Genomic DNA, 21,639 nt, shown 5'->3' with positions numbered 1-21,639 from the left:
ACGTTCAACCATGAGATCCGTTCACCGCACCCGACTTACGTTCACCCTGCTGGGCACACTTGCTCTCTCCGGCTGTCTGGATGACGGCGGAGGCTCCGGCGACGACAGGAGCACCGGCCGAGTCAATTTCAATGGTTTTAACGGTCTTTCCTATCAGACTGCCAGTCAGTCCGGCACCACGAACACAGCGGGAGAATTCCGCTACTACCCCGGCGAAACCCTCACGTTCAGGGTTGGAGACCTGCCGCTGGTTAGCGATGTACCGGCCAGGCAATACGTAACCCTGCTCGAATTTTTCGAGACCACCCGCACAGGGCTGCAAACGCCAATGGTGGATGATGAGGGTTTGAGCACCCACACGCTGACTGAGCAAAACGTTCTGGAGAATACAACGCTGATGAATCTGTCCCGGTTCCTGATGCTCCTGAACTGGAGCCAGAATGTCGCTGAGGGCGACGGTATCGATATCCGCGACCGGGTTATTACGCAGTTGAACGCGGCCCTTCCGGGCCTGACAGCGCCGATTGATTTCAGTGTCAGCGAATCCGAATTCACGGCCAACAACCCGATGTCCCCCGCCAACCAGCTGCTTGCCGCGATCTGTTTTTACCCCGAGGACGATGAACTCTGTGAAGAGCCGCCAACCCAGGAGGAAATCGACAACGCACCGCCACGACCGGAGAATGATGAAGATCGCGATCCTGACATTGAATACAGTGAAGACCTGCAGGCCAAAAAGGACCGAATCGAAAACGCCGTGCGAACCATGGAAGACATCGATTCGGAGGATGCCCAGACCTATCTCACCCGGGAACTCAAGGCGATCAGTACAACCGTCGCAAACCGATATTTCCTGGATGAAGACGTTGCCAGTCATCCGGCCACTGATACAGCTTTGAAGCAGGTTGCGGTTCGGAAAATCTGGGGCGGACTTTCCCTGGCGGAGCTGGAGGCCATCAGCACACGCCCGCAGGATATCCAGATAAATTCAGCCGACTGGCAGAGCGGAGAGGTTGAGTATTTTGTCGCTGGTCCCTCCGGCGGTGAGTCCGAGCTGCTGCTCAGCTTCCGTCCGGAGGATACCTATCGGTGGGTTCGCAAACAGCTGCGAGTGCTTATCCGCTGATCAGGCCCGAGAGGCTCCAGCGTGATTCCACGCCGGTCACGTCGTAATAGGAAGGATCGAGGCCTTCCGTACCGTGCGGCAGACAATCGCGAACCCGCACGGTTTCTGGCGCTTCCTTGCCTTCGTTATATCTGGCCAGATCAATAATTTTGGCTGTTTTCAACGGCCTTGAGGCAGCATCGGTCATTACCATTACCCGCGGCCACAAACGGCGCTCAGGGGAATGGGAAACCACAATACCGCGCTGACCATCGGTCAGCTCGACCAGACTCCCGGTGGGATAGATACCGATCGCCTGGATGAAATTCTCGACCAGGTCCTCCTGGAACTCGATATTGCGCATCTCATAGAGCAGCGTGACCGCTTTTGCCGGTGTCATCGGCTCGGCATGAGACCGGGGCGCTATCAACGATTCGAAAAATTCCGCGATACCGGCAACCTTGGCCAGCAATGGAATCCGATCGCCGCGGACACCCTCCGGAAAGCCGGAACCGTTATGACGTTCCCGATGCCCCTGAACCACACTCAGCACGGCACGGGAGAGCCCGCCGTTTTCAAGCATCCTGACTCCACGGCCAACGTAACTCCGGTAGGTCAGATACTCCTCTGAGCTTAACTGGCCTTCCCGCGCCAGCAACTCGGCAGGCAGCGTGGTCTTGCCCACCTGGGACAGCAGGCAACCCAGGCCCAAATGGTTCAGCAGCCCCTCGTTCAACCCGAGATGGCGTCCACACACCAGGGCCCAGACAGAGGTATTCAATGCATGCCGGTACAGGTAGCTATCGTGGGCACGGGTGCGACTGAGCCACAATAGAGCGTCTGGCTGGCGAACAACGCTACTCACCATTTTGCTGGTGATCGCAGCGATCGGCCGGAGATCGGGCACGCCATCGGCACGAAGTGTCTCGAAAAGCTGATCCAGCGCGCCTTCCATATCGTCAAGCAGGCGCTTTGAGGTTTTCATTTCCTTCTTGAGACTGGTAACGGTTTCATACGTCACTGGCTCGCGAATACTCAGGGGCGGCAACTGGAGTTGCTCCCGCCCACCCCTGCGCTTGCCTTGCAATGTTCCGAAAGCCGGCTTGCTTCCGCCTTTTACCTCTTTGGATTCCCTTGCTTCCGCCACATCGACCAGAACCCATTTGCAGTGGGATACCAGTGCACGAATGTCATCCTGGGACCGGATATGGAAACCCTGAATCGGAAAGGGGGTCTGATGCCATGGCCTGTCCAGATCAGACACGAACATGCCCACTTCCAGATCATGAACTGCGACTTTTTTCTGTTGGACACCCACGGGCCACCTCACACAACAAACTTTTCGATAGCTACCATTCTGACCGAACCGCCGGAAGACACAATTACAATATCGTATCGCCAGGTAACCCAAACGCGACAAAACGTAACGCTAATGTTCAACAGGAAACAAAATGTAGCAACGTGATGGAAGTCACATATCAACGTCAGAAAGTGTCACTCTGCGTCACATACCGATTCATCAAATTCAGGCAATCGGGACCGCATTGAACCCCGCGGCGCCTTCCGGACATAAACCGTGTACGGAACTGATGATGCTCGCAGATAGTCAAGGTTCAGGGCGTCATCACCCTCACCCTCTTCCACGACGGCAGGACTACAGGACACCAGCAACTCCAGTTTCCCTTCTATTTCTGCAATACGGGCATCCGGATCCGCCGGATTGATAGACATGCAGCGGGTTGAGCCGCTTGCCGGCTGGCCCGTCTGCGCCACCAGATCCCGGCCCGCTTCGCCACAGGCACGAATACCCTCGCCGCAGGCACTCGCCTCTTCGTCATCGCGGAGGCGCCAGACACGGTCGCTGCACTGGGTTTCCAGCTTCACGGGCGTGGCTTTATCGCCGGCAAACCACCAACCAGGATACTCCGCGCTTTGCCAGGACAGCCGCACGTGTCTTGGCTCACCGGATGAATTCTCAGCCGGAAACATCGCAAAATGTGAGTAATAGCTCGCACAGCCCGATACGGAAACCAGGACAAGGCTTGCAATAATTGGCTTGTAAGCTCTGGAAAAGACTGAAAAGATCATCTGGCTGTTGCATCCCTGACAGCGGTTGGTTGAACACTGCCATTATCCACGGCAGGGGCATTCAATCCGTCTATCAGTCACCATTTTGATCAAACTGGAGGCCGTACCCGTCGTTGGTTTTGCGCACGACCACCATTTCAAGTATCGGTGCTGGAACAGGTAGCCCCTGCACCTGCACGGTAACTGTGTCGCCGAGGTTTGGCGCAAATGGCTCAGTGTCCACAACGATGAAAACACCGCCGTCGGAGATATCGCGGGTCGAGAATATGAACTCGCCCAGCTCCTCGTGAACCACCTTTACTTTCGCACTCATTGCCGTGCGTATGTGCTCTCTTCGATCGTTCCCATCCATTTGAGGATTCCACTACTTTTTGCATAGTTTTTATAGTCTTCCGAAGCATAACACCATTTTCAGAAAAATATGCCAACGGAGAGATTGACTCTGGAGTCAATGGAAATGAGAATGGTTGGCGTTTTTAAAAACTTGCCGATCCTGGCAAAGGCAAATTAATACCGGAAACACCCGAAAGGATGGGAATATGCGAATGAAACTGGCTGCTACCGCAGCAATCGCCCTCTCTGCCATGCCCATGGCCGCCTCCGCAGATGGCGAGGTCAATATCTACTCATACCGTCAGGCATATCTGCTCGAACCCCTGCTGAACGCTTTTGAACAGGAAACCGGCATCCAGAGCAACGTGGTCTTTGCCAAACAGGGTCTGGCCGAGCGACTGGAGCGCGAGGGTCGCAACAGCCCGGCAGATTTGGTAATGACCGTTGATATTTCCCGCCTCAACGAGCTGGTAGAACGTGATCTCGTTCAGAACGTCGACAACGAGACTCTGGTAGAGAACATTCCGGAAAACCTGCGCCATCCCGAGGGCAAGTGGTTTGCCCTTACCACCCGCGGGCGCCTGATTTTCGTGTCCAAGGACCGCGTGGAAGAAGGTGAGATCACCACCTACGAGCAACTGGCAGACGACAAGTGGAACAACCGTATCTGTACTCGCAGCGGCAAGCACCCATACAACATCGCCCTGTTCTCCTCCATGATCGCACACCATGGTGAAGCCGAAACCGAGAAGTGGCTGGAAGGCCTGAAAGACAATCTGGCCCGCAAACCCCAGGGTGGCGACCGCGACCAGATCAAGGCTATTGCCGAGGGCGTATGCGACGTCTCCATTGGCAACAGCTACTACTATGGCAACATGCTGCAGGATGAGAACCAGCGGCCAATTGCCGAGCAGGTACGGCTTGTATTTCCGAACGCCGAAGGCCGGGGCACTCACGTGAATATCAGTGGTATTTCACTGACCAAGAGCGCGCCTAACCGCGAGAACGCCATCAAACTGATGGAATTCCTGTCTTCACCGAAAGCCCAGCGTATCTACGCCGAGGCAAACACGGAATACCCGGCAAACCCGGAAGTCAAGCCTTCCGGACTGGTTGCCGAGTGGGGTGAGATCAATCCCGACAACCTGTCACTGCAGGAGATTGCAGATAACCGCAACGCCGCAGTCAAACTGGTTGACCGCGTCGATTACGACGGCGAGTAATCGCCAACAGTGAGGGTGGTTTGACCACCCTCACATGCCCTTTGGCGGGCGCTTCCCTCTTCCGGTATGACACCAGTCGTTGCAGGCATCAGGTCAGGTGACTACAATCTGCAGCCTTCAATTGGACAGACTCCACATCCAGGCGCAGGGACACTATGAGCGAGGCCGCAACCAGCGTTAATCCAGGGCTATCCCAGCCCCTGCTGGCTAAGCGTACCTCTCCAAAATGGATGATCAGCGCACTACTGACCACCGCCATCGTCGCCCTTCCGGTTCTCTCCGTTATTTTTCTGGCGTTTTTTCCCGAAGAGAACATCTGGCCACACCTGATCGAAACCACCCTTCCCCGGTACCTGACAACCACGCTCAAACTGATGATTGGGGTGGGCGCCCTTACCCTGGTTATAGGCCTTGCGTCGGCCTGGGCGGTCACCATGTGCGAGTTCCCGGGCCGCAAATTCTTTGAGTGGGCGATGCTGCTACCATTTGCAGTGCCCGCCTACGTTATTGCCTATGTGTACACAAGTCTCCTGGACTACGCTGGCCCCGTTCAGGGTGCCTTGAGAGACCTGTTCGGCTGGAGCAGTGCCGCAGACTACTGGTTCCCGGAAATTCGCAGCCTCGAAGGCGCCACGCTGATGATCGGGCTGGTCTTGTATCCCTACGTTTACCTTCTGGCCCGCGCCGCCTTTCTGGAACAGTCCCCGTCTCTGTTCGCGGTCAGCCGCAGTCTCGGCCACTCCGCGCTGAGCACGTTCTTCAGGGTGGTTCTGCCCATCGCCCGACCGGCGGTAGCCGTCGGCCTTTCCCTGGTGCTGATGGAAACCCTGAACGATTTTGGTACCGTGGACTTCTTTGCCGTCCAGACCCTGACCGCTGGCCTGTTTGATACCTGGATGAACCTCGGCAACCTCGGCGGGGCAGCTCAAATAGCCACCACAATGCTGATCTTCGTGGTGATCCTGGTTACCCTGGAACGGTATTCCCGCAGACGCCAGCAACAGTTCGCAGCGCGGGACAACCGTGAGCCGATCCAGCGCTTCACCATGTCCTTCCCGCGCCAGATGATTTGCGTAGCGGTTTGCGCCTTACCGGTTCTGTTCGGTTTCGTGATTCCCGGTGCAACCCTCGGGCTCTATGCGTGGGAATACTTCGGTGAAAGCTGGAACCCGGATTTTGTCCGAAACACCTTCAACAGCCTTTTCCTCTCTGGCACGGCAGCCCTCACCACTCTGCTGATTGGTGTCACGCTCGCCTACAGCCGCCGACTGCACAACACCCGCAAGATGCAGGTACTGATGCGCCTTTCCAGCCTGGGCTATGCCATGCCCGGCGCCGTGCTGGCTGTTGGTGTGATTGTGCCCCTGGCAGGTTTTGACAACTGGCTGGATAGCCTGATGCGGGACGTATTCGGAATCAGCACGGGCCTGTTACTGAGTGGCTCGGCCTTCGCCCTGGTGTTTGCCTACACCGTGCGATTCCTTGCCGTTTCGGCCGGTAGCGTGGAGAGTGCGTTGCAGAAGATTACCCCGAGCATGGACATGGCGTCCCGCTCTCTGGGCCACACCCCGGGCAACACCCTGGTCAGGGTTCACTTGCCAATGTTGCGAGGCACATTGGTAACAGCGGCCCTGGTGGTTTTCGTCGATTGCATGAAGGAATTGCCGGCCACCCTGATACTCAGGCCGTTCAACTTCGAGACACTGGCGACCTACGTGTACCAGTTCGCCTCTGACGAGCGCCTGTACCACAGCGCCCTGCCCGCCCTGATTATTGTTCTGGCTGGCATCATTCCGATTATTCTGATGAGCCGCTCAATCTCCAACAGCCGGTCAATTGCCTGACCAGCTCAGAACGTTACCCGGGATTTCACATCCTGAACCACGAACCGCCCCTGGAAAACCGCCACAGGATCCCCCTCAGGCATTGTGTTTGGTTCGCCGCAAAAAACCTCTGCCGTCAGATCCAGCCGACCCTTGCCATGCCGGGCCAGACTCTTGCGAAAACGTTCCGGTACCTCCTCACCGGGCAGGCGGCAGATCACATAGAAATCGGAAGACACGGGCTCGAGGTAGTCGATATTCCCGCTCTGCACCACCACATTGCCCTTTAAGCCAAGATCCCATAGTGCCAATTCAGTCAGGCCCCAGGCCGCAGTAACCGCCGCAGAGTACACGCTGCCTCCGAACCCCGTACCCTGGTGGTTCTTGTTGGGTTCCAGCGGCGCACTGAGCAGCAGCGAATGGCCATCCCAGGAATGCAATTGAATCCCCAACGCCCGGGAAAGGGGAATTTCGTCCTGGATACGCTTCTGGAAAAGGGACAACTGGCTCATAACATCCTCCTGATATTCATCCAGTTTAGGCCCGCTTACTCCTTTTCCCTATGCGACTTACGTCGGTTTTTTCCGGCACAAAAAAGCCCGGCAGAGCCGGGCCATAACATCTTCATTTTGAATCGGGCGTTTTACTGCCAGATAACCGGCTGACGCTGTGCATACCAGTTCTCCACTTGCTCCTGATACGCATCCTCAACCACATTGCGCTTGAGCTTCATGGTCGGCGTGAGGAAGCTGTTCTCGATCGACCACTCGTCGCTCATTACGGTGATAAACGCCAGCTGTTCGTGGGGATCCACGGTCTTGTTCACATCGGCAATCAGCTTCTTGAAGCTCTCTTCGATTTCCTTACGGAAGGCTTCATCCGCCATTTTCGGCCGGGACTCCTCGGCCAGCATCACCAGCGCGTGGGGCTGGGTCTGATTGGCACCGGAGACACACACCATCTCGATGGCATCGTGGGACATCAGACGGTTCTCAATGGGTGCAGGCGCAATATACTTGCCCTTGCTGGTCTTGAAGATTTCCTTGATGCGACCGGTGATCTTGAGCCGGCCCATCTCATCAATTTCACCCTTGTCGCCAGTCTTCAGGAAGCCATCCTCGGTGAAGGTCTCCCGGGTTTTCTCTTCGTCCTTGTAGTAGCCCATCATGGTGGCCGGGCTCTTGATCTGGATCTCTCCCTCCGGGCTGATGCGGGTTTCAACCCCCGGCGCGGACTCACCGACGTAACCGGTTCTTGAGCGCCCTGGCTTGCTCATGTGGGAGTAGGCAAAGTTTTCAGACATGCCATAGCCCTCAAGCAACTCGAGACCAAGGTTGCGGTACCAGTCCAGAACGTCGCTCGCCAGGGGGGCCGAGCCACTGCCTGCCAGCTTGACCTTGTCCAGGCCCAGACCCTTCAGGATTTTCTTCTTGATCAGTTTGTTGACCACCGGAATCTTCAGCAGCCGGTCCAGCTTCTTTTTCGGCAGCTTCTGAAGCACACCGTGCTGGAATTTCACCCACAGGCGCGGTACCGAGAGGAACAGAGTTGGCTGGGCACGCTGCAAATCCTGCACGAAAGTATCCAGAGATTCCGCAAAATACAGATGGAAGCCGGCATACAGCGATGCCAGCTCAACAAAGGTGCGTTCGAATACGTGAGCCAGCGGCAGGTACGACAACATGCGCTCCTCGGAGCTCACGCCGAGTACCTCCATGCCCCCCTCTGCCGCATAGGCCATATTGTAAAAGCTGAGCATGACGCCCTTGGGTTTCCCGGTGCTACCGGAGGTGTAAACGATGGTGGCCAGTTCGTCGGCATCACGCTGAACGTTTTCTTCCAGAGGCGGATACTTGGCGACAATATCGTCCCAGGTTTCGAAATCATTGGGAGGGCTCAGCGGGAAGGAGATGCAACGCACGGATTCCGGCACGCCCGGTTTCATCATGTCCCAATCGTCCAGCTTGCCGACAAACACCACCTCGCACTCGGCGTGGTTCAGGATGTAGTTAACGGTGTCGGCATTCAGGGTGGGATACAGCGGAACGGAAATGTGACCGGCCATCCAGATGGCCCAGTCGGTCATGATCCAGTGGGCGCAGTTCTTGGAGATCAGGCCGATGCGGCTCTTCTCAGGGAGGTTCAGCGATTTGAGGTAAGACGCCATGCGCCGCGCCTCATCCACCGCCCGACCCCAGGTGTAGTCGACGGTTTTGCCGTCGCCAATGGGCTGGGTCATGTAAACGGAGTTCGCCTTGGCCTTCTCCCAGTGATAAACCATATCCAGGGGAAGCTTGTTTGTTGTGTCCATGGACCTTCCTTGCAGTTCGTTATTCGAGTTATAGATGACTTATTATTAGACTTTCGTAGGGTATTTCAACATAGTATGAGCGGTCAAAACGTGACACAAGCAAAATAATTTCCAACTGCATCTATTGCAACCCAAACGCCGCCACCGGCAACATCCCCTACCCCTTGAACCCCTTGCCTGTGGTAAACTTCCGCCCCTTCAGATTCGCAACATATCAGTTAACCTACCCGGAGATGGGCATATGGCCAAGACAACCCTGCGCACCCTGTTCGGTGCCACCCTGCTGGCGCTGGCAACACTTGTTCAGGCACAGGAACCCCGCGTTGTAGCCATCACACAGATTGTGGAACACCCGGCACTGGACGCCGTCTACCAGGGCATAAAAGATGAACTCGCCGAGCGCGGCTTCAAAGAGGGCGACAACCTCGAAGTGATGCACGAAAGTGCCCAGGGCAACTCTGCCATTGCTTCCCAGATTGCCCGCAAATTCGTTGGTGAGAGTCCCGACGTGATCGTGGCGATTGCAACGCCTTCCGCGCAAACCGTTGCCGCTGCGGCCCGCAATACACCGGTGATTTTCTCCGCTGTGACCGACCCGCTTGGTGCCAAGCTGGTAAGCAATCTGGAGGCGCCTGGCGCAAACATTACCGGCGTAAGCGACATGCTGCCCATCGACAAACACCTGGACATGCTGCAGCGCGTAATGCCCGATGCCAAACGCATTGGCACGGTGTACAACCCGGGCGAAGCCAATGCCGTTTCCCTGGTGGAACTGCTCGAAGAGCGCCTCGCGGCGCGTGGTCTTGAACTGGTAAAAGGCGCTGCCACCAAAACTTCCGAGGTTCTGGGCGCGGCCCGCTCCCTGGTGGGTAAAGCAGACGCCATCTACCTGACCACAGACAATACCGTGATCAGTGCTGCCGAAGCCGTTATCTCTGTTGGTGAACGCGCCAGTATTCCGGTATTCGCGGCGGACACCGCTACCGTTGAGCGCGGTGCCGTTGCAGCACTCGGGTTTGATTACTACGACCATGGCCGCCAGACCGGCGTGATGGTTGCCCGGGTATTGAATGGCGAGAAACCCGGCGAAATGGCGGTTGAAACCATGGAGAAGCTGGACCTGTTCGTGAACCCGGCCGCCGCAGAGCGCATGGGCATCACCCTGTCAGATGATGTGATCGCAGACGCGAAGAAAGTGATCGACAGCGCCAAGTAATCCCCCTGAACCCAACGGGCGGCCCTCACGAGGGGCTGCCCGTTTTATCATTGGTGATACCCGACCATGCTGAGTAACATCGCTCTTTATGGTGCCATTGAGACCGGACTGATCTACGGCCTGGTCGCCTTCGGCATCTACCTCTCCTTCCGGGTGCTGGATTTCCCGGATCTCACTGTAGATGGCAGCTTTCCCCTCGGTGCTGCCGTTGCCGCCGTACTGATCATTGAAGGCTGGAACCCGTGGTTAGCCACAGGCTGTGCCGTCATGGCCGGCATGGCCGCAGGCGCGGTAACAGCACTGCTGAATGTGAAACTCAACATTCTTAATCTGCTTGCCTCGATCCTGACCATGATTGCGCTCTATTCAGTCAACCTGCGCATCATGGGCCGCCCGAACGTGGCCCTGCTGACCGAAGAAACCGTGCTGACGCCCTGGTACGACCTGGATCTGGCCTACCATCAGGTACCGGTGCTTCTGTTCGTTATTGTGGTCTTTGTTGCCCTTATCCTGCTGTGGCGTTTCATGAAATCCGAAACCGGTCTGGCCATGCGAGCCACTGGCGCCAACGCCAGAATGGCCCGGGCACAGGGCATCGCCACCGGCGCCATGATTGTTCTCGGCGTTGCCGTTTCCAACGGCCTTGTCGGGCTTGCCGGTGCGCTCTTTGCCCAGAGCCAGGGTGCAGCCGATGTCACCATGGGCGTAGGGGTGATCGTCATTGGCCTTGCCTCCCTGATTGGCGGTGAAGCCGTGGTGACTCCCTCGACCGTGGTACGCGCGCTCATCGCGTGCGTGGTGGGCGCAATCATCTACCGACTGGCCATTGCCTTCGCTCTGAATGCGGATTTCCTGGGACTGCAGGCCCAGGATCTGAACCTGATTACCGCGGTTCTGGTTACCCTGGCCATCGTTTTGCCCGGCGTACGTTCATCCATTGCCGGCAAACTTTCCCGTAGCAAGGCCTAAGGAGGCGACATGATCAGTGCAACCGATCTCCGGCTTACCTTTGGCAGGGGCACACCGCTGGAAAACCCGGCCCTTCGGGGTATGAGCCTGACCGTTAACCAGGGTGAGTTCGTCACCGTGATAGGCAGCAACGGCGCCGGCAAATCCACCTTTCTGAATGCCCTCGCCGGCGAAGTGCTGGTAGACAGCGGCCAGATCATCGTGGACAACCTGGACGTCACCAAACTGCCGACCCACAAACGGGCCGGCCGTGTTGCCCGGGTATTCCAGGACCCACTGGCCGGTACCTGCGAGGGCCTCAGCATCGAGGAAAACCTCGCCCTGGCCATCAAACGTGGCCAACGCCGCGGCCTCACCAGCGCCGTGAAGAAGCAGTACATGGAAAAATTCAGGGACAGCCTTTCGTCCCTGAATCTGGGCCTGGAAAAACGTCTTGGCGACAAGATGGGCCTGCTCTCCGGGGGTCAGCGCCAGGCCGTGAGCCTGCTGATGGCGAGCCTAACGCCCTCGAGCATCCTGCTGCTGGACGAACACACGGCCGCGCTGGACCCGAAAACCGCTGCATTCGTGCTGGAACTCACCACCAAGATCATCGAAGAGCAGAAGCTCACGGCACTGATGGTAACCCACAGCATGAAGCAGGCACTGGAAGTCGGCAGCCGCACGGTAATGCTGCACCAGGGCCAGGTGGTATTCGATATCGCAGGCAAAGATCGGGAAGGTCTGGAAGTGAAGGATCTGCTCGGGCTGTTTGAAAAGCAGCGTGGGCTGGAAGTGGACGACGACAGCCTGTTGCTGGGCTGATAAAAAAACGGGGCCAGACTGGCCCCCGTTTCCCCTCCGGGCCCGCTTGTTTTTGTCACTTTTCGACCGGAATCGCACAATTCGCTATTGACACCACATCCTCACAAAACCACAACATGTAGTGGTTTTGAACCTTTAGCCCCAAACCGCTGTTTTAGAAAAAATTTCCCGGATTCAAGTCGGTTTTGATTGATTTTCTTTGCCCCGAAGCGTCTATCAATAGTTGCGTTCTTATTCACAGAACACTATATCCTGTTATACTCGTTTCAGATTCAGCCCATATATAGTGGTTAAAAAGAAAACAGGCCCAAGGCCAATCAGACGATTCTCAAGGGGTATGGCGCCGCCGGTATAAGGACTGGCGCCATCAAAAGAAGACATACCGGAAGACAGAGGGTGGAAATGAACGCTAAGGCACAGGCAGTGGTAACGACAATCCCGATGCAGGAAGCCTCGATCGACATCTGGCACAGCAAATATCAGCTGAAGACCAAGACCGGCGAGCCCGTAGACAAGGACATCAACGCAACCTACGAACGTGTTGCCAAAGCCCTTGCCGAGGTGGAAAACAAATCCGTACGCACCCAGCACATGAAGAACTTCATCTGGGCCCTGCAGAACGGCGCCATTCCCGCCGGCCGGATTACCTCCAATGCGGGTGCCGAAGCACACAAGCCGGCAACCTCCACCATTAACTGCACCGTTTCCGGCACCGTTCAGGACTCCATGAACGACATCCTGGAAAAGAACCACGAAGCCGGCCTTACCCTCAAGGCAGGTTGTGGTATCGGTTATGAATTCTCCACCCTGCGCCCGAAAGGCGCGTATGTGGCCGGCGCCGGGGCAACCACCTCCGGCCCGCTGTCGTTCATGGATATCTTCGATCGCATGTGCTTTACCGTGTCCTCTGCCGGTGGCCGCCGTGGCGCCCAGATGGCCACCTTCGATGTGCACCATCCGGACGTGATCGATTTCATCCAGGCCAAGCGTGAAGACGGTCGCCTGCGCCAGTTCAACCTTTCGCTGCTGATCACCGAAGACTTCATCGAAGCCGTACGCAACGGCGACGACTGGCACCTCTCCTTCCCTGTTACCCAGAAGGAAGTGGAAGACGAAAAGCTGGACCTGAGCGACGAGAGCCAGTTCGTATACCGTGATTTCCCCGAACAGAAAGGCTACGTGGTGAACGGGGAAGGCAAGGTTGCCTGCCGCATCTACCGCACCCTGAAAGCCCAGTTCATCTGGGACACCATCATGACCAGCACCTACGACTACGCCGAGCCGGGATTCATCCTGATCGACAAGGTCAACCAGATGAACAACAACTGGTTCTGCGAAGACATCCGCGCCACCAACCCCTGCGGTGAGCAGCCCCTGCCCCCGTACGGCAGCTGCCTGCTTGGTTCTGTAAACCTGACCATGTTCGTGGACTACCCGTTCACCGACAAGGCCAGCTTTAACTACGAGAAGTACCGCAAGGTTGTGGCCATCTTCACCCGGATGCTGGACAACGTGGTTGAGATCAACGGCCTGCCGCTGGCCGAGCAGCGCCACGAAATCACCTACAAGCGCCGCCACGGTATGGGCATCCTCGGCCTGGGCTCCACCCTCGCCATGCTGCGCATGCCTTACGGTTCTGCAGAATCCGTACAGTTCACCGAAGAAGTCGTTCGTGAGATGGCCGTTGAAGGCTGGCGCCAGTCCCTCGCCCTGGCCGAGGAAAAAGGCGTTGCGCCGATCATGGACGATGAGTTCGAGATTACCCCGAAAATGCTCACCAAGTGCCCGCAGCTATCTGAAGACGGCTACAAACTGGGCGACAAGGTGAAAGGCCGCATCCTGCACGCCAAGTACAGCAAGTACATGCAGGAGATTGCCAAGGTAGAGCCGAAGCTGGTGGAAGAACTGGCCGAGAAAGGCGGTCGCTTTACCCACCATACGTCCATCGCACCGACCGGCACCATCAGCCTGTCACTGGCCAACAACGCCAGTAACGGCATTGAGCCGAGCTTCTCGCACCACTACGCGCGCAACATCATCCGCGAAGGCCGGAAGACCAAAGAGAAAGTCGACGTATTCTCCTTCGAGCTGCTGGCATACCGCCATATGGTAAACCCGGGCGCCATGCCGTTCTCCGATGATGAGGACAAGAAGCTGCCGGCCTACTTCACCACCTCCGACGACGTAACACCGTCGCAGCACGTGGACATCCAGGCCGCCGCCCAGAAGTGGGTAGATTCCTCGATTTCCAAAACCGCGAACGTTCCGACAGACTTCGCTTACCAGGACTTCAAGGACATTTACCTCTACGCCTACGATAAGGGCCTGAAGGGTTGCACCACTTTCCGCTTCAACCCGGAAGCCTTCCAGGGCGTACTGGTTAAGGAAAAAGACCTCGAGAACACAATGTACGAGTTCACCCTGGACGATGGCAGCAAGGTCACTCTCAAGGGCAACGAGCAGGTAGAGTACGACGGCGAAATCCACAACGCCGCCAACCTGTTTGACGCGCTTAAAGAAGGCACCTACGGCAAGTACTGATCCGGGAACCGACACAGGACAACGAACATGACAGTTAAAATCAGCAACAAAATCGTCGGCTACCGCGTAAAGAAGGCCGACCCTGAAGCAGCCGCCGAACATCAGGCACCGGTGCACGCAGAAACCAAGCCCGTTCAGATGAACGAATACATCGAACGGCCGGACTTCCTGCTGGGCACCACCTACAAGATCAAGCCGCCGGTGGCCGAGCACGCGATGTACATCACCATCAACGACATCCTGCTCAACGAAGGCACCGACCACGAGAGCCGGCAGCCGTACGAAGTGTTCATCAACTCCAAGTCGATGGAACACTTCCAGTGGGTTATCGCCCTCACCCGCGTTATCTCTGCGGTATTCCGCAAGGGTGGCGACGTAACCTTCCTGGTGGAAGAGCTGCGCAGCGTGTACGACCCCAACGGCGGCTACTTCAAGAAAGGCGGCGTGTTCATGCCGTCCCTGGTGGCTGAAATCGGCGCCGTGATCGAGAAGCACCTGAAGGCCATCGGCCTGCTGGAAAGCGAGGAAATGAGCGAAACCACCAAGCGCATCCTCGCCGAAAAACGCGCCGAGTTCGAAGCCAGCCACAGCACGGCTACGAACGATGAAAAGGCCAGCGACTTCCCGCCGAACGCCACCATGTGTGGCAAGTGCAGCACCAAGGCGGTCATCGTGATGGACGGTTGTGCGACCTGCCTCTCCTGCGGCGATAGCAAGTGCGGTTGAGGTGATTAACTGCGCTAAGTGACGAGAAGGCCTGGAGTGAAAACTTCGGGCCTTTTTGTTTGGTGGGCCGGAAAAGTGATCGGTTTGATCGAAAAATCGGTGATATTAGGAAAAGCGGTCGTGATGATCGTTTTTATCGAAGCTCCGGGAAAGGCTTGGAATTCAGGACATTGAATCTGAGGCACTTTTGGTTAGAGTCGGAAGTGGTCAGAGCAGATATTTGGTCGGGGAATATGATCATCGCGACCACTATACAAATGTTAAGCACCAAGGGTTGGGGGAATGAAAGCGGGAGCGTTGTTTAATAAAGTTGTGGTTGTCGAATCTCTCCCTGAAGGAGAGATGAAAACAGGTAAGAGCTTGTTCGATGACCAGCTAATGCATATCGGCACTCGGTTTCCTCAGCTTTCCGCTGAATTGATTCAAGTGGAGAATGCTCAAGAGTTTCTAGAATGTTTGGGAAACCTCAGGAAAGAGGTTGTCGAGGATTCTATCGTCCCGGTACTTCACATTGAATGCCATGGCAGTCCCGAAGGCTTGACTATGGCTGACGGAAGCTCTCTCTCTTGGGAAGAGCTTAGATCGGCTCTGATAAAGCTCAATTTGGCAACACGGCTCAATCTCTTGGTTGTCGTTGGTGCATGTAACGGCGCTTACCTCATTGGCACTGCACTGCAAGTAGATGCCGCTCCATTTTTTGCCGTGGTCGGTACAGAAAACGAACTGAATGCGGGACAGCTAAAGGAGGCGTTTGGCAGCTTCTACTCTGAGCTGTTCGATAGCCAAGACGGGGACAGAGCAATGGATGCTATGAATAACAAAATAGGAGATGAGGGAGATAAGTTCAGGTTCTTAGGTGCCAGGGCTCTTTTTGCCTCTGCGTTCAAACGTTATTACAACGACTATTGCAGGGGGAAAGCAAAAAAGAAAAGAATCGAGCACCTCACCAGCCGAGTTCTGCAAAACCCTGAGGTTTCTAAGCACGGAATAAAATGGGCAAGAACCCAAGTGAAGAAAGCTCTATCGAACCCTAGAGACGACTTTGAATTCTTTCAAAAGAGGTTTTTCTTTGTAAATCAACTTCCGGAAATACTTGAACGTCTTCCTTTAAACTACGATGAAGTCATAGGCCAAGAAGATGCTTAACCATCGCATCAACGGGACTGATCTTGCTGCGGGCGTTAGGAATACATGATTCAAGATTCTAGAAACATGAAGGCCCTCAGCGGGGCATCAAAGAGCGCACAGAAAGCCTTTGATGCTGTGGACGACCCCAGTTTTTCAAATGTTCCTGGTGAACAAAAGAAAGCTTGGGCAATGGCCGCAATCATTCATTGTGACATTTGCCGTCAAGTAGTGGCGCTTGACGAATGCAACGTTGAAGGCCTCGCCAGGCTGTTGATTCTAGGAAATATCGTTTCAAAGTTGTTTGAAGCACAGCGGTGGTATTTCGGCCCTGGAAGAACGCTCCTTAAAGATATTGCGAAGAGCAAAGACATTGGGGCCGATCGTTTGGAGGAATACCTCAAAACACTGGGGGCAAAACACAAGGTTGATAGCATACAACGCTACTCAGAGTATCGAAATAAATTGAGCTATCACTACGACGAGAATGCCATTACGTTCCTTCAGTTATTTAGTCGAGAGGATGCAGAAGCCTTTGATGCACTTCTAGTCGGATTTGTTCGGTATGCAGGTGATTGGGCGAAGCTTACGAAATGCCTCATTCAGCAAGGCAAAATTCCTAACAAATACTTTCAGTTCGTTCCGGCCCTGGCGGGCCTCCACCGGACTGGTTTTACGTTGCACTCCAAACCGGCCGCTGAACATTGGCGTTAAAGTTGTAATTAAGGAGTTATCTGAGCATGTCTGATAGCGGAGAGAAGTCGGGTGGTAACAATAGGTGGTGGGAGTTCTATTTTGTACGTTACTTCGTAGGAACAGTCGTTGGTGGCGCAATCATTCTTTTTCTGAATGCGTCGGAATCTTCCAGCCTTCAAAACCTCATCATCCCCGGCGTCACTGATCTGTCAAAGCTCGGTGTGCAACACCTATTTCTTCTCGCAGCCATGGGCTTGGCGTACTGCTACATCTCGAGTGCGCCAATTCTCGTTCTTCACGCAGCACGAGGCGCGTTTTTAACTCACGACACCAAGTTGTTCAATAGGGTATTTTTTGGCGCACTCTCAGTTATCGGGGTAGTTGCAGTCGCTGTTTATACCTTTTGTTCAGAGCTTTATATGCCTTTTTTTTGGGCGACCATTTTATTCGCTCTCCTCATGGCTCTACAGCTCGTACCATTTGGATTATCTCTCCTAAAAAATGGAGAAAAAGCCCATACTTATTACAGACAACTAACTGAAGCGAGGAGCCGTAACACAGAAGAAACGCGACAATATATTGAGTCTTACAAACATCTTCGTGAACATGGCAATGCTTTTTTTATTCTTTTATTCGAATTGGCCCTAGGTATCATATTGGTGTTAGTGCCTGAACCGTTGGTAGCTTTTAATGTGCTGCTTTTCTGGATCATCCCTGCTGCACTGGTATGGCTGATCGGAACCATTCTGGAGGCTAGGTTTGCGAATGAGCCTCCTCAACCCTAACAATTTCAGGCAATCGATCCTCCCGACGTCGCACACCTGTTGCTTACGTCCGAAGCAGGCTAGCCTAGGAATCAAATATGTCGAAGGCCAAGCAGTTGATTTCAGCGGTGCTGGTAGCAATTTTAATTGCACCTGTAGCTGTCTATATTTCAAAGTTCGGCTTTCACATCACTAGTGATCACGCACGCTGGACGGAGCTTGGAAGTGCGATGGCTGGCATATACGCTCCGACTCTTTCCGCTCTTACTCTTTTGGTTTTGGCCAATCAGGTATTTCTACAGCGACAGATTAATGCTCATCATTTTGATCAGGCACTGATCAGTGAGAGTAGGTCTGATATTAATTTGATACTGGCTCGGCTTGATGATGTTCTTTTACGTGAAGAATTTTCGGGTATGACGCTCAAGAAAGTTATTACCGATGAGTATCGTCGAGTCTCAACAGTAGATGAAATAGTCGAAGCAAAAGCGGACGACCTAAATGAGCATTACCCACAAATTTTCGAGCTATGGTCTGCATTCTACCCAATTCTCGCCGGACTAAAGGCCGTTGAGAGCTATCCCTATCACCATAATTATGTCTCAGCTCTCCAAAAAATAACGTATGTGCTGTCTTACAGAACCTGTACTGCACTGGACAATTACCATCGTGCAGTCTGTCGAGAGAGATTAAATTATGATTATCAATTTACTGCTGGGCAGTTTGGTTGATCGGGGCTCTAGCAATCGCAGGCACGGCGACGTCTTTTCCGTTGCGGCGTCGCCTCCACTTCAAAGCCGTGCATGCTAGGGGCGTTAAATTACTATGAAACCAGAAGTTGTACAGTACGCGAAAGAGCGTTACCAGGAAGAGCAACAACGCTTTGACCACATCGAAAGCAAGTGTGGGCGGCTTATGACGTTCGTGACAATGTTGATAACAATCATTACGGGTTTTTTTGCATTTTTCGAAAGCGCAATTTTTAATCCAGTCGGCCTTCTTGGCTGGGCGATACTGGTAGTTTCCATTCTGGCAGTATTTACCTTGATTGTTTCATGGGGACATGCACTGCTTTCACTGAAAATAGGGACAGTTAATGTGGCTCCTAGAAAGCAAGAAAATATTGATTACATGCTCAAAAGCGAGCCGGATCTTATGTTTGAGCATATGATTAAATGCTACATGGATCCCATAAAAAAGTTGGCGCCTAAGATCGATGAGAAAGCACTATATCTGCGCCATGCCTATAATGAGCTTGCTATAGCTGGCTTTCTTTTATCGGGCCTTTTGGTCCTGTCACTCATTAGAGGGTTTGTCGAATGATCACTATTTGCGGAATTGCCTGCGGGCGGCCTGATGAGCCAAGCACAGATGAAGAAGTTATTAAATCTGATCGGCCGAAACCTGACACGAAATAAATTTAACAAAGCGCGGCACTCGGACGGCCTTGTCAGGCCGCCGGTGCGCTCTGCGTTAGGCAAAGGAGATTCACGTGTCACTAGATGAAGACAAGGATACATGTGAAGTTTGTCGTATTGAAACTGCAACGACAATTCCATCTGGTGGTTTCGATGGAATTCACCAAAATTGTCCAAGATGTGGGGAGTTCAAAGTTTCTGGAACAGCCCTCTCAATTATGGGGCAAGGGCTGGGTAAAGAACGCCGCGCTGTGTTGTCCGGATGGGTGAGAAATCAAAACACTCTTGGCTCCATACCTCTCATTACATCAGATAGTTTAAAAACAATTCTCTCCACTCCCGTGCCACCAGTAGCAGAACGAACAGAAATGCTGCTCTTAGAAGCCGAAAAAGGGTTAAGGAATTTAGGAGACACGTTCAACATAAATGAACCTCGGTTTCTTGCGGCTACGTATTCGTCCAGCCCCCAAGATGTAAGCTACCTGCTCCGCATGCTCAGCGAACAAGGGTTGGCAGAAGCACGGGCGATGGGAGGAGAATGTGAAATTCTCCCAAGTGGATATATTCATCTTGACGAATTAAGAGGTAAAGGTTCTGGATCATCATCCGGCTTTGTAGCAATGTCCTTCCAACCTGATTTAAATGAGATCTACTCGGATGGATTTCAAATAGGAATTATGGAGGCGGGATATGACCCCGTGCGGATGGATCGTGTTGAACATATCAACCGAATAGATGACGAAATCATCCGACAAATTAATTCGTCAAAGTTTGTCGTGGCTGATTTTACTGGGCATCGTGGTGGTGTCTATTTCGAAGCTGGGTATGCCATGGGCATTGGCTTGCCGGTATTTTGGACGTGCAAGAAAAGCGACATGGACAAACTACACTTCGATATCAGGCAGTTTAACTGTATTGATTGGGGCTCTTCGAGCGAGTTGGCTACTAGGCTCCAGGTGAGATTGGAAGCAGTTCTGGGTAAAGGGCCTAAGCCAAGAATTGCCTAACAATGCCATAAACTCGGACGTCAAAAAGCTGCGCCGCTCGTTCCTCGCTCTGCAGCTTTTTGCCTCAGGTTATGGCTGGCGTTATGCCCAAGGATTAAGCAATGAATTCGTACGGAACGTTGATATTCTTCTGTGGGAAGATGGGAGCTGGCAAAAGTACGTTGTCTGGCAAAATCGCTCGCGAGCGAGGAGCCGTGCTTATTTCAGAGGATGAATGGCTGGCCGCTCTGTTCCCCGGCGAGATCAATGATTTCAATGATTACATTCGTTACTCATCTCGGCTCAAGCCAGTGCTGAAATCACACGTCGAGCAAGTGCTCTTGGCTGGCACCTCTGTGGTCCTGGACTTTCCTGGCAACACCCGCAAGCAAAGAGCCTGGTTCAAGGATATCTACTCGCAACACGGCATACCTCATGAGCTGTACTATTTGTCGGTAGACGATGAAGTTTGTTTAAAACAGCTGAAACAGCGACAGAAAGAACAACCTGAACGAGCACAGTTCGACACGGAGGAGGTCTTTAGAATGGTGACGGGTTACTTTGAACCGCCTGAAGAGTCGGAGGCATTCAACCTCCAGATTGTTACGGGCTAGTCCGCATAACGAGTGACTGCTGCAGGATCCAACTGCGTCGGCGCTCCGTTTCTATCCAGACAGACCTGGAAATGCCAGCGTGGCGGCTCTGGTTTGAGCCGCCACGCCATTACCCGCTCCTCTCAATCAATCAGACCCATTTTGGCCATCTGGAATGGGAGGAACTTCCTTTCGTTAACCAAAGTCACAACATCGAGCTCATTAATGAGGCTGGGGTTCAAATACCTGTAAGTCCACCGATAATCGAACCCGTTTTCTGCCGCCTCATAGCGATCCAACAAGATACGGACATGCCCAATGCCGGCCATACGGATCGCCATGTAACAGAGAGCGCAAGGCTCTCCTGAAGCAATCAACGTCGCCCCTTTCAAAGAGACGCTATTTTCATTCCGTGAAGCGTCCCTTATCGCCTGTATTTCTGCGTGTGCGGTACAATCCAGATGGTCGGCAACCTGATTTACCCCCTTGCCGACAACGTCTCCATCTTGATTGACGATCACAGCGGAAAACGGCAAACCACCGGCTTTTACATTGCTAATAGCCAGATCAATGGCGCTTTCGCCACAGGTGCGTATTCCGGCGAACGTGACCGGTCATTCCGGGGATCGTGACCGATTTGCACACGGCCATCACGCTGGAGTGAGTTTTGTACTCTGAGCGGTCACGATGGGTCAACCGATTCCGGTTTTTGTGTTTTCGCTTTTCGCAGTGATTCCCCCTTCAGATTGAGTCGGTGAGCGCCGTGTAGGAGCCGATCCAGGATGGCGTCGGCGAGCGTGGCGGAGCCGATGTAGTCGTGCCAGTGTTCGGTTGGTAACTGGCTCGCGATGAGCGTTGAGCCTCGCCCGTGCCGGTCTTCGATTACTTCCATCAGGTCTTGCCGTTGTTGTGCCGTCA

Annotated in this window: 22 protein-coding genes; 15 read left to right on the top strand and 7 right to left on the bottom strand. The window is 54.1% G+C overall.

The genetic code is table 11. The features are described 5' to 3' along the window. The first annotated feature begins 10 nt into the window (after positions 1-10). Entirely contained in the window at positions 11-1,126 is a 1,116-nt protein-coding gene (locus BM035_RS14530) for an organic solvent ABC transporter permease (protein ID WP_092032798.1), read from the top strand. Here the strand turns inward: BM035_RS14530 and BM035_RS14525 are convergent. The 3 genes from BM035_RS14525 to BM035_RS14515 all read right to left on the bottom strand — a co-directional run bounded on the left by BM035_RS14525 (position 1,116) and on the right by BM035_RS14515 (position 3,545). Next, positions 1,116-2,423: an HD-GYP domain-containing protein gene (locus tag BM035_RS14525; RefSeq protein ID WP_092032796.1), complete on the bottom strand. Its 1,308-nt coding sequence runs from the start codon at positions 2,421-2,423 to the stop codon at positions 1,116-1,118. The genes BM035_RS14530 and BM035_RS14525 overlap by 11 nt on opposite strands. A 176-nt stretch (positions 2,424-2,599) precedes the next feature. Beyond that, a complete protein-coding gene (locus BM035_RS14520) occupies positions 2,600-3,055 on the bottom strand; it encodes a hypothetical protein (protein ID WP_241956240.1) in 456 nt (151 codons plus the stop codon). 211 nt (positions 3,056-3,266) lie between these two features. Continuing rightward, on the bottom strand, positions 3,267-3,545 hold the full coding sequence (locus tag BM035_RS14515) for a PilZ domain-containing protein (RefSeq protein ID WP_008174275.1): 279 nt from the start codon (positions 3,543-3,545) through the stop codon (positions 3,267-3,269). Between the two features lie 187 nt (positions 3,546-3,732). On the opposite strand from BM035_RS14515, the gene BM035_RS14510 reads away from it, so the two are divergent. Both BM035_RS14510 and BM035_RS14505 read left to right on the top strand, forming a co-directional pair. Continuing rightward, positions 3,733-4,749, top strand: a complete 1,017-nt coding sequence (locus BM035_RS14510; protein ID WP_092032791.1) for a Fe(3+) ABC transporter substrate-binding protein — start codon at positions 3,733-3,735, stop codon at positions 4,747-4,749. A 155-nt stretch (positions 4,750-4,904) separates the two neighbouring features. Continuing rightward, positions 4,905-6,593, top strand: a complete 1,689-nt coding sequence (locus BM035_RS14505; RefSeq protein WP_008174273.1) for an ABC transporter permease — start codon at positions 4,905-4,907, stop codon at positions 6,591-6,593. A gap of 5 nt (positions 6,594-6,598) precedes the next feature. Here BM035_RS14505 and BM035_RS14500 read toward each other — a convergent pair whose 3' ends face one another. After that, entirely contained in the window at positions 6,599-7,084 is a 486-nt protein-coding gene (locus BM035_RS14500) for a thioesterase domain-containing protein (protein WP_008174272.1), read from the bottom strand. Between the two features lie 131 nt (positions 7,085-7,215). Then, positions 7,216-8,883 carry an AMP-binding protein gene (locus BM035_RS14495; RefSeq protein ID WP_041645179.1) on the bottom strand — a complete coding sequence of 556 codons (1,668 nt, stop codon included), beginning with the start codon at positions 8,881-8,883 and terminating at the stop codon, positions 7,216-7,218. A gap of 241 nt (positions 8,884-9,124) precedes the next feature. Here BM035_RS14495 and BM035_RS14490 point away from each other — a divergent pair, with 241 nt between their 5' ends. The 12 genes from BM035_RS14490 (at position 9,125) to BM035_RS14430 (ending at position 20,742) form a co-directional block, all read left to right on the top strand. Then, positions 9,125-10,099 carry an ABC transporter substrate-binding protein gene (locus BM035_RS14490; RefSeq protein WP_008174270.1) on the top strand — a complete coding sequence of 325 codons (975 nt, stop codon included), beginning with the start codon at positions 9,125-9,127 and terminating at the stop codon, positions 10,097-10,099. A 66-nt stretch (positions 10,100-10,165) separates the two neighbouring features. Beyond that, entirely contained in the window at positions 10,166-11,068 is a 903-nt protein-coding gene (locus tag BM035_RS14485; protein ID WP_008174269.1) for an ABC transporter permease, read from the top strand. Between the two features lie 9 nt (positions 11,069-11,077). Then, positions 11,078-11,872, top strand: a complete 795-nt coding sequence (locus BM035_RS14480; protein WP_092032790.1) for an ABC transporter ATP-binding protein — start codon at positions 11,078-11,080, stop codon at positions 11,870-11,872. 402 nt (positions 11,873-12,274) lie between these two features. Next, on the top strand, positions 12,275-14,413 hold the full coding sequence (locus BM035_RS14475; protein ID WP_092032912.1) for an adenosylcobalamin-dependent ribonucleoside-diphosphate reductase: 2,139 nt from the start codon (positions 12,275-12,277) through the stop codon (positions 14,411-14,413). A gap of 27 nt (positions 14,414-14,440) precedes the next feature. Continuing rightward, a complete protein-coding gene (locus tag BM035_RS14470; protein WP_014576864.1) occupies positions 14,441-15,139 on the top strand; it encodes a TSCPD domain-containing protein in 699 nt (232 codons plus the stop codon). Positions 15,140-15,421: 282 nt separating this feature from the next. Then, positions 15,422-16,285 (top strand): hypothetical protein, encoded by an 864-nt coding sequence (locus BM035_RS14465; protein ID WP_092032787.1) that lies wholly within the window; start codon positions 15,422-15,424, stop codon positions 16,283-16,285. 66 nt (positions 16,286-16,351) lie between these two features. Then, positions 16,352-16,978 carry a hypothetical protein gene (locus tag BM035_RS14460; RefSeq protein ID WP_092032785.1) on the top strand — a complete coding sequence of 209 codons (627 nt, stop codon included), beginning with the start codon at positions 16,352-16,354 and terminating at the stop codon, positions 16,976-16,978. Between the two features lie 26 nt (positions 16,979-17,004). Continuing rightward, positions 17,005-17,745, top strand: a complete 741-nt coding sequence (locus BM035_RS14455; protein ID WP_092032782.1) for a hypothetical protein — start codon at positions 17,005-17,007, stop codon at positions 17,743-17,745. A 77-nt stretch (positions 17,746-17,822) separates the two neighbouring features. Continuing rightward, a complete protein-coding gene (locus tag BM035_RS14450; RefSeq protein WP_092032780.1) occupies positions 17,823-18,455 on the top strand; it encodes a hypothetical protein in 633 nt (210 codons plus the stop codon). Between the two features lie 94 nt (positions 18,456-18,549). Further along, entirely contained in the window at positions 18,550-19,047 is a 498-nt protein-coding gene (locus BM035_RS14445) for a hypothetical protein (protein ID WP_092032778.1), read from the top strand. Between the two features lie 169 nt (positions 19,048-19,216). After that, entirely contained in the window at positions 19,217-20,149 is a 933-nt protein-coding gene (locus BM035_RS14435) for a hypothetical protein (RefSeq protein ID WP_139216051.1), read from the top strand. 101 nt (positions 20,150-20,250) lie between these two features. Further along, entirely contained in the window at positions 20,251-20,742 is a 492-nt protein-coding gene (locus BM035_RS14430; RefSeq protein ID WP_092032770.1) for an AAA family ATPase, read from the top strand. 122 nt (positions 20,743-20,864) lie between these two features. On the opposite strand, the gene BM035_RS14425 is transcribed toward BM035_RS14430, so the two are convergent. Beyond that, positions 20,865-21,287, bottom strand: coding sequence for a nucleoside deaminase (locus BM035_RS14425; protein WP_302848265.1), 423 nt, complete (start codon positions 21,285-21,287; stop codon positions 20,865-20,867). Positions 21,288-21,403: 116 nt separating this feature from the next. Then, positions 21,404-21,639 (bottom strand): ATP-binding protein (locus BM035_RS14420; protein WP_217646320.1); only part of this gene is annotated, 236 nt, incomplete at its 5' end.

Source organism: Marinobacter sp. DSM 26671 (assembly GCF_900112835.1).
Lineage (GTDB): Bacteria > Pseudomonadota > Gammaproteobacteria > Pseudomonadales > Oleiphilaceae > Marinobacter > Marinobacter flavimaris.
Note: the sequence above shows the minus strand (reverse complement) of the source record. Positions and strands in the feature narration are given on the sequence as shown.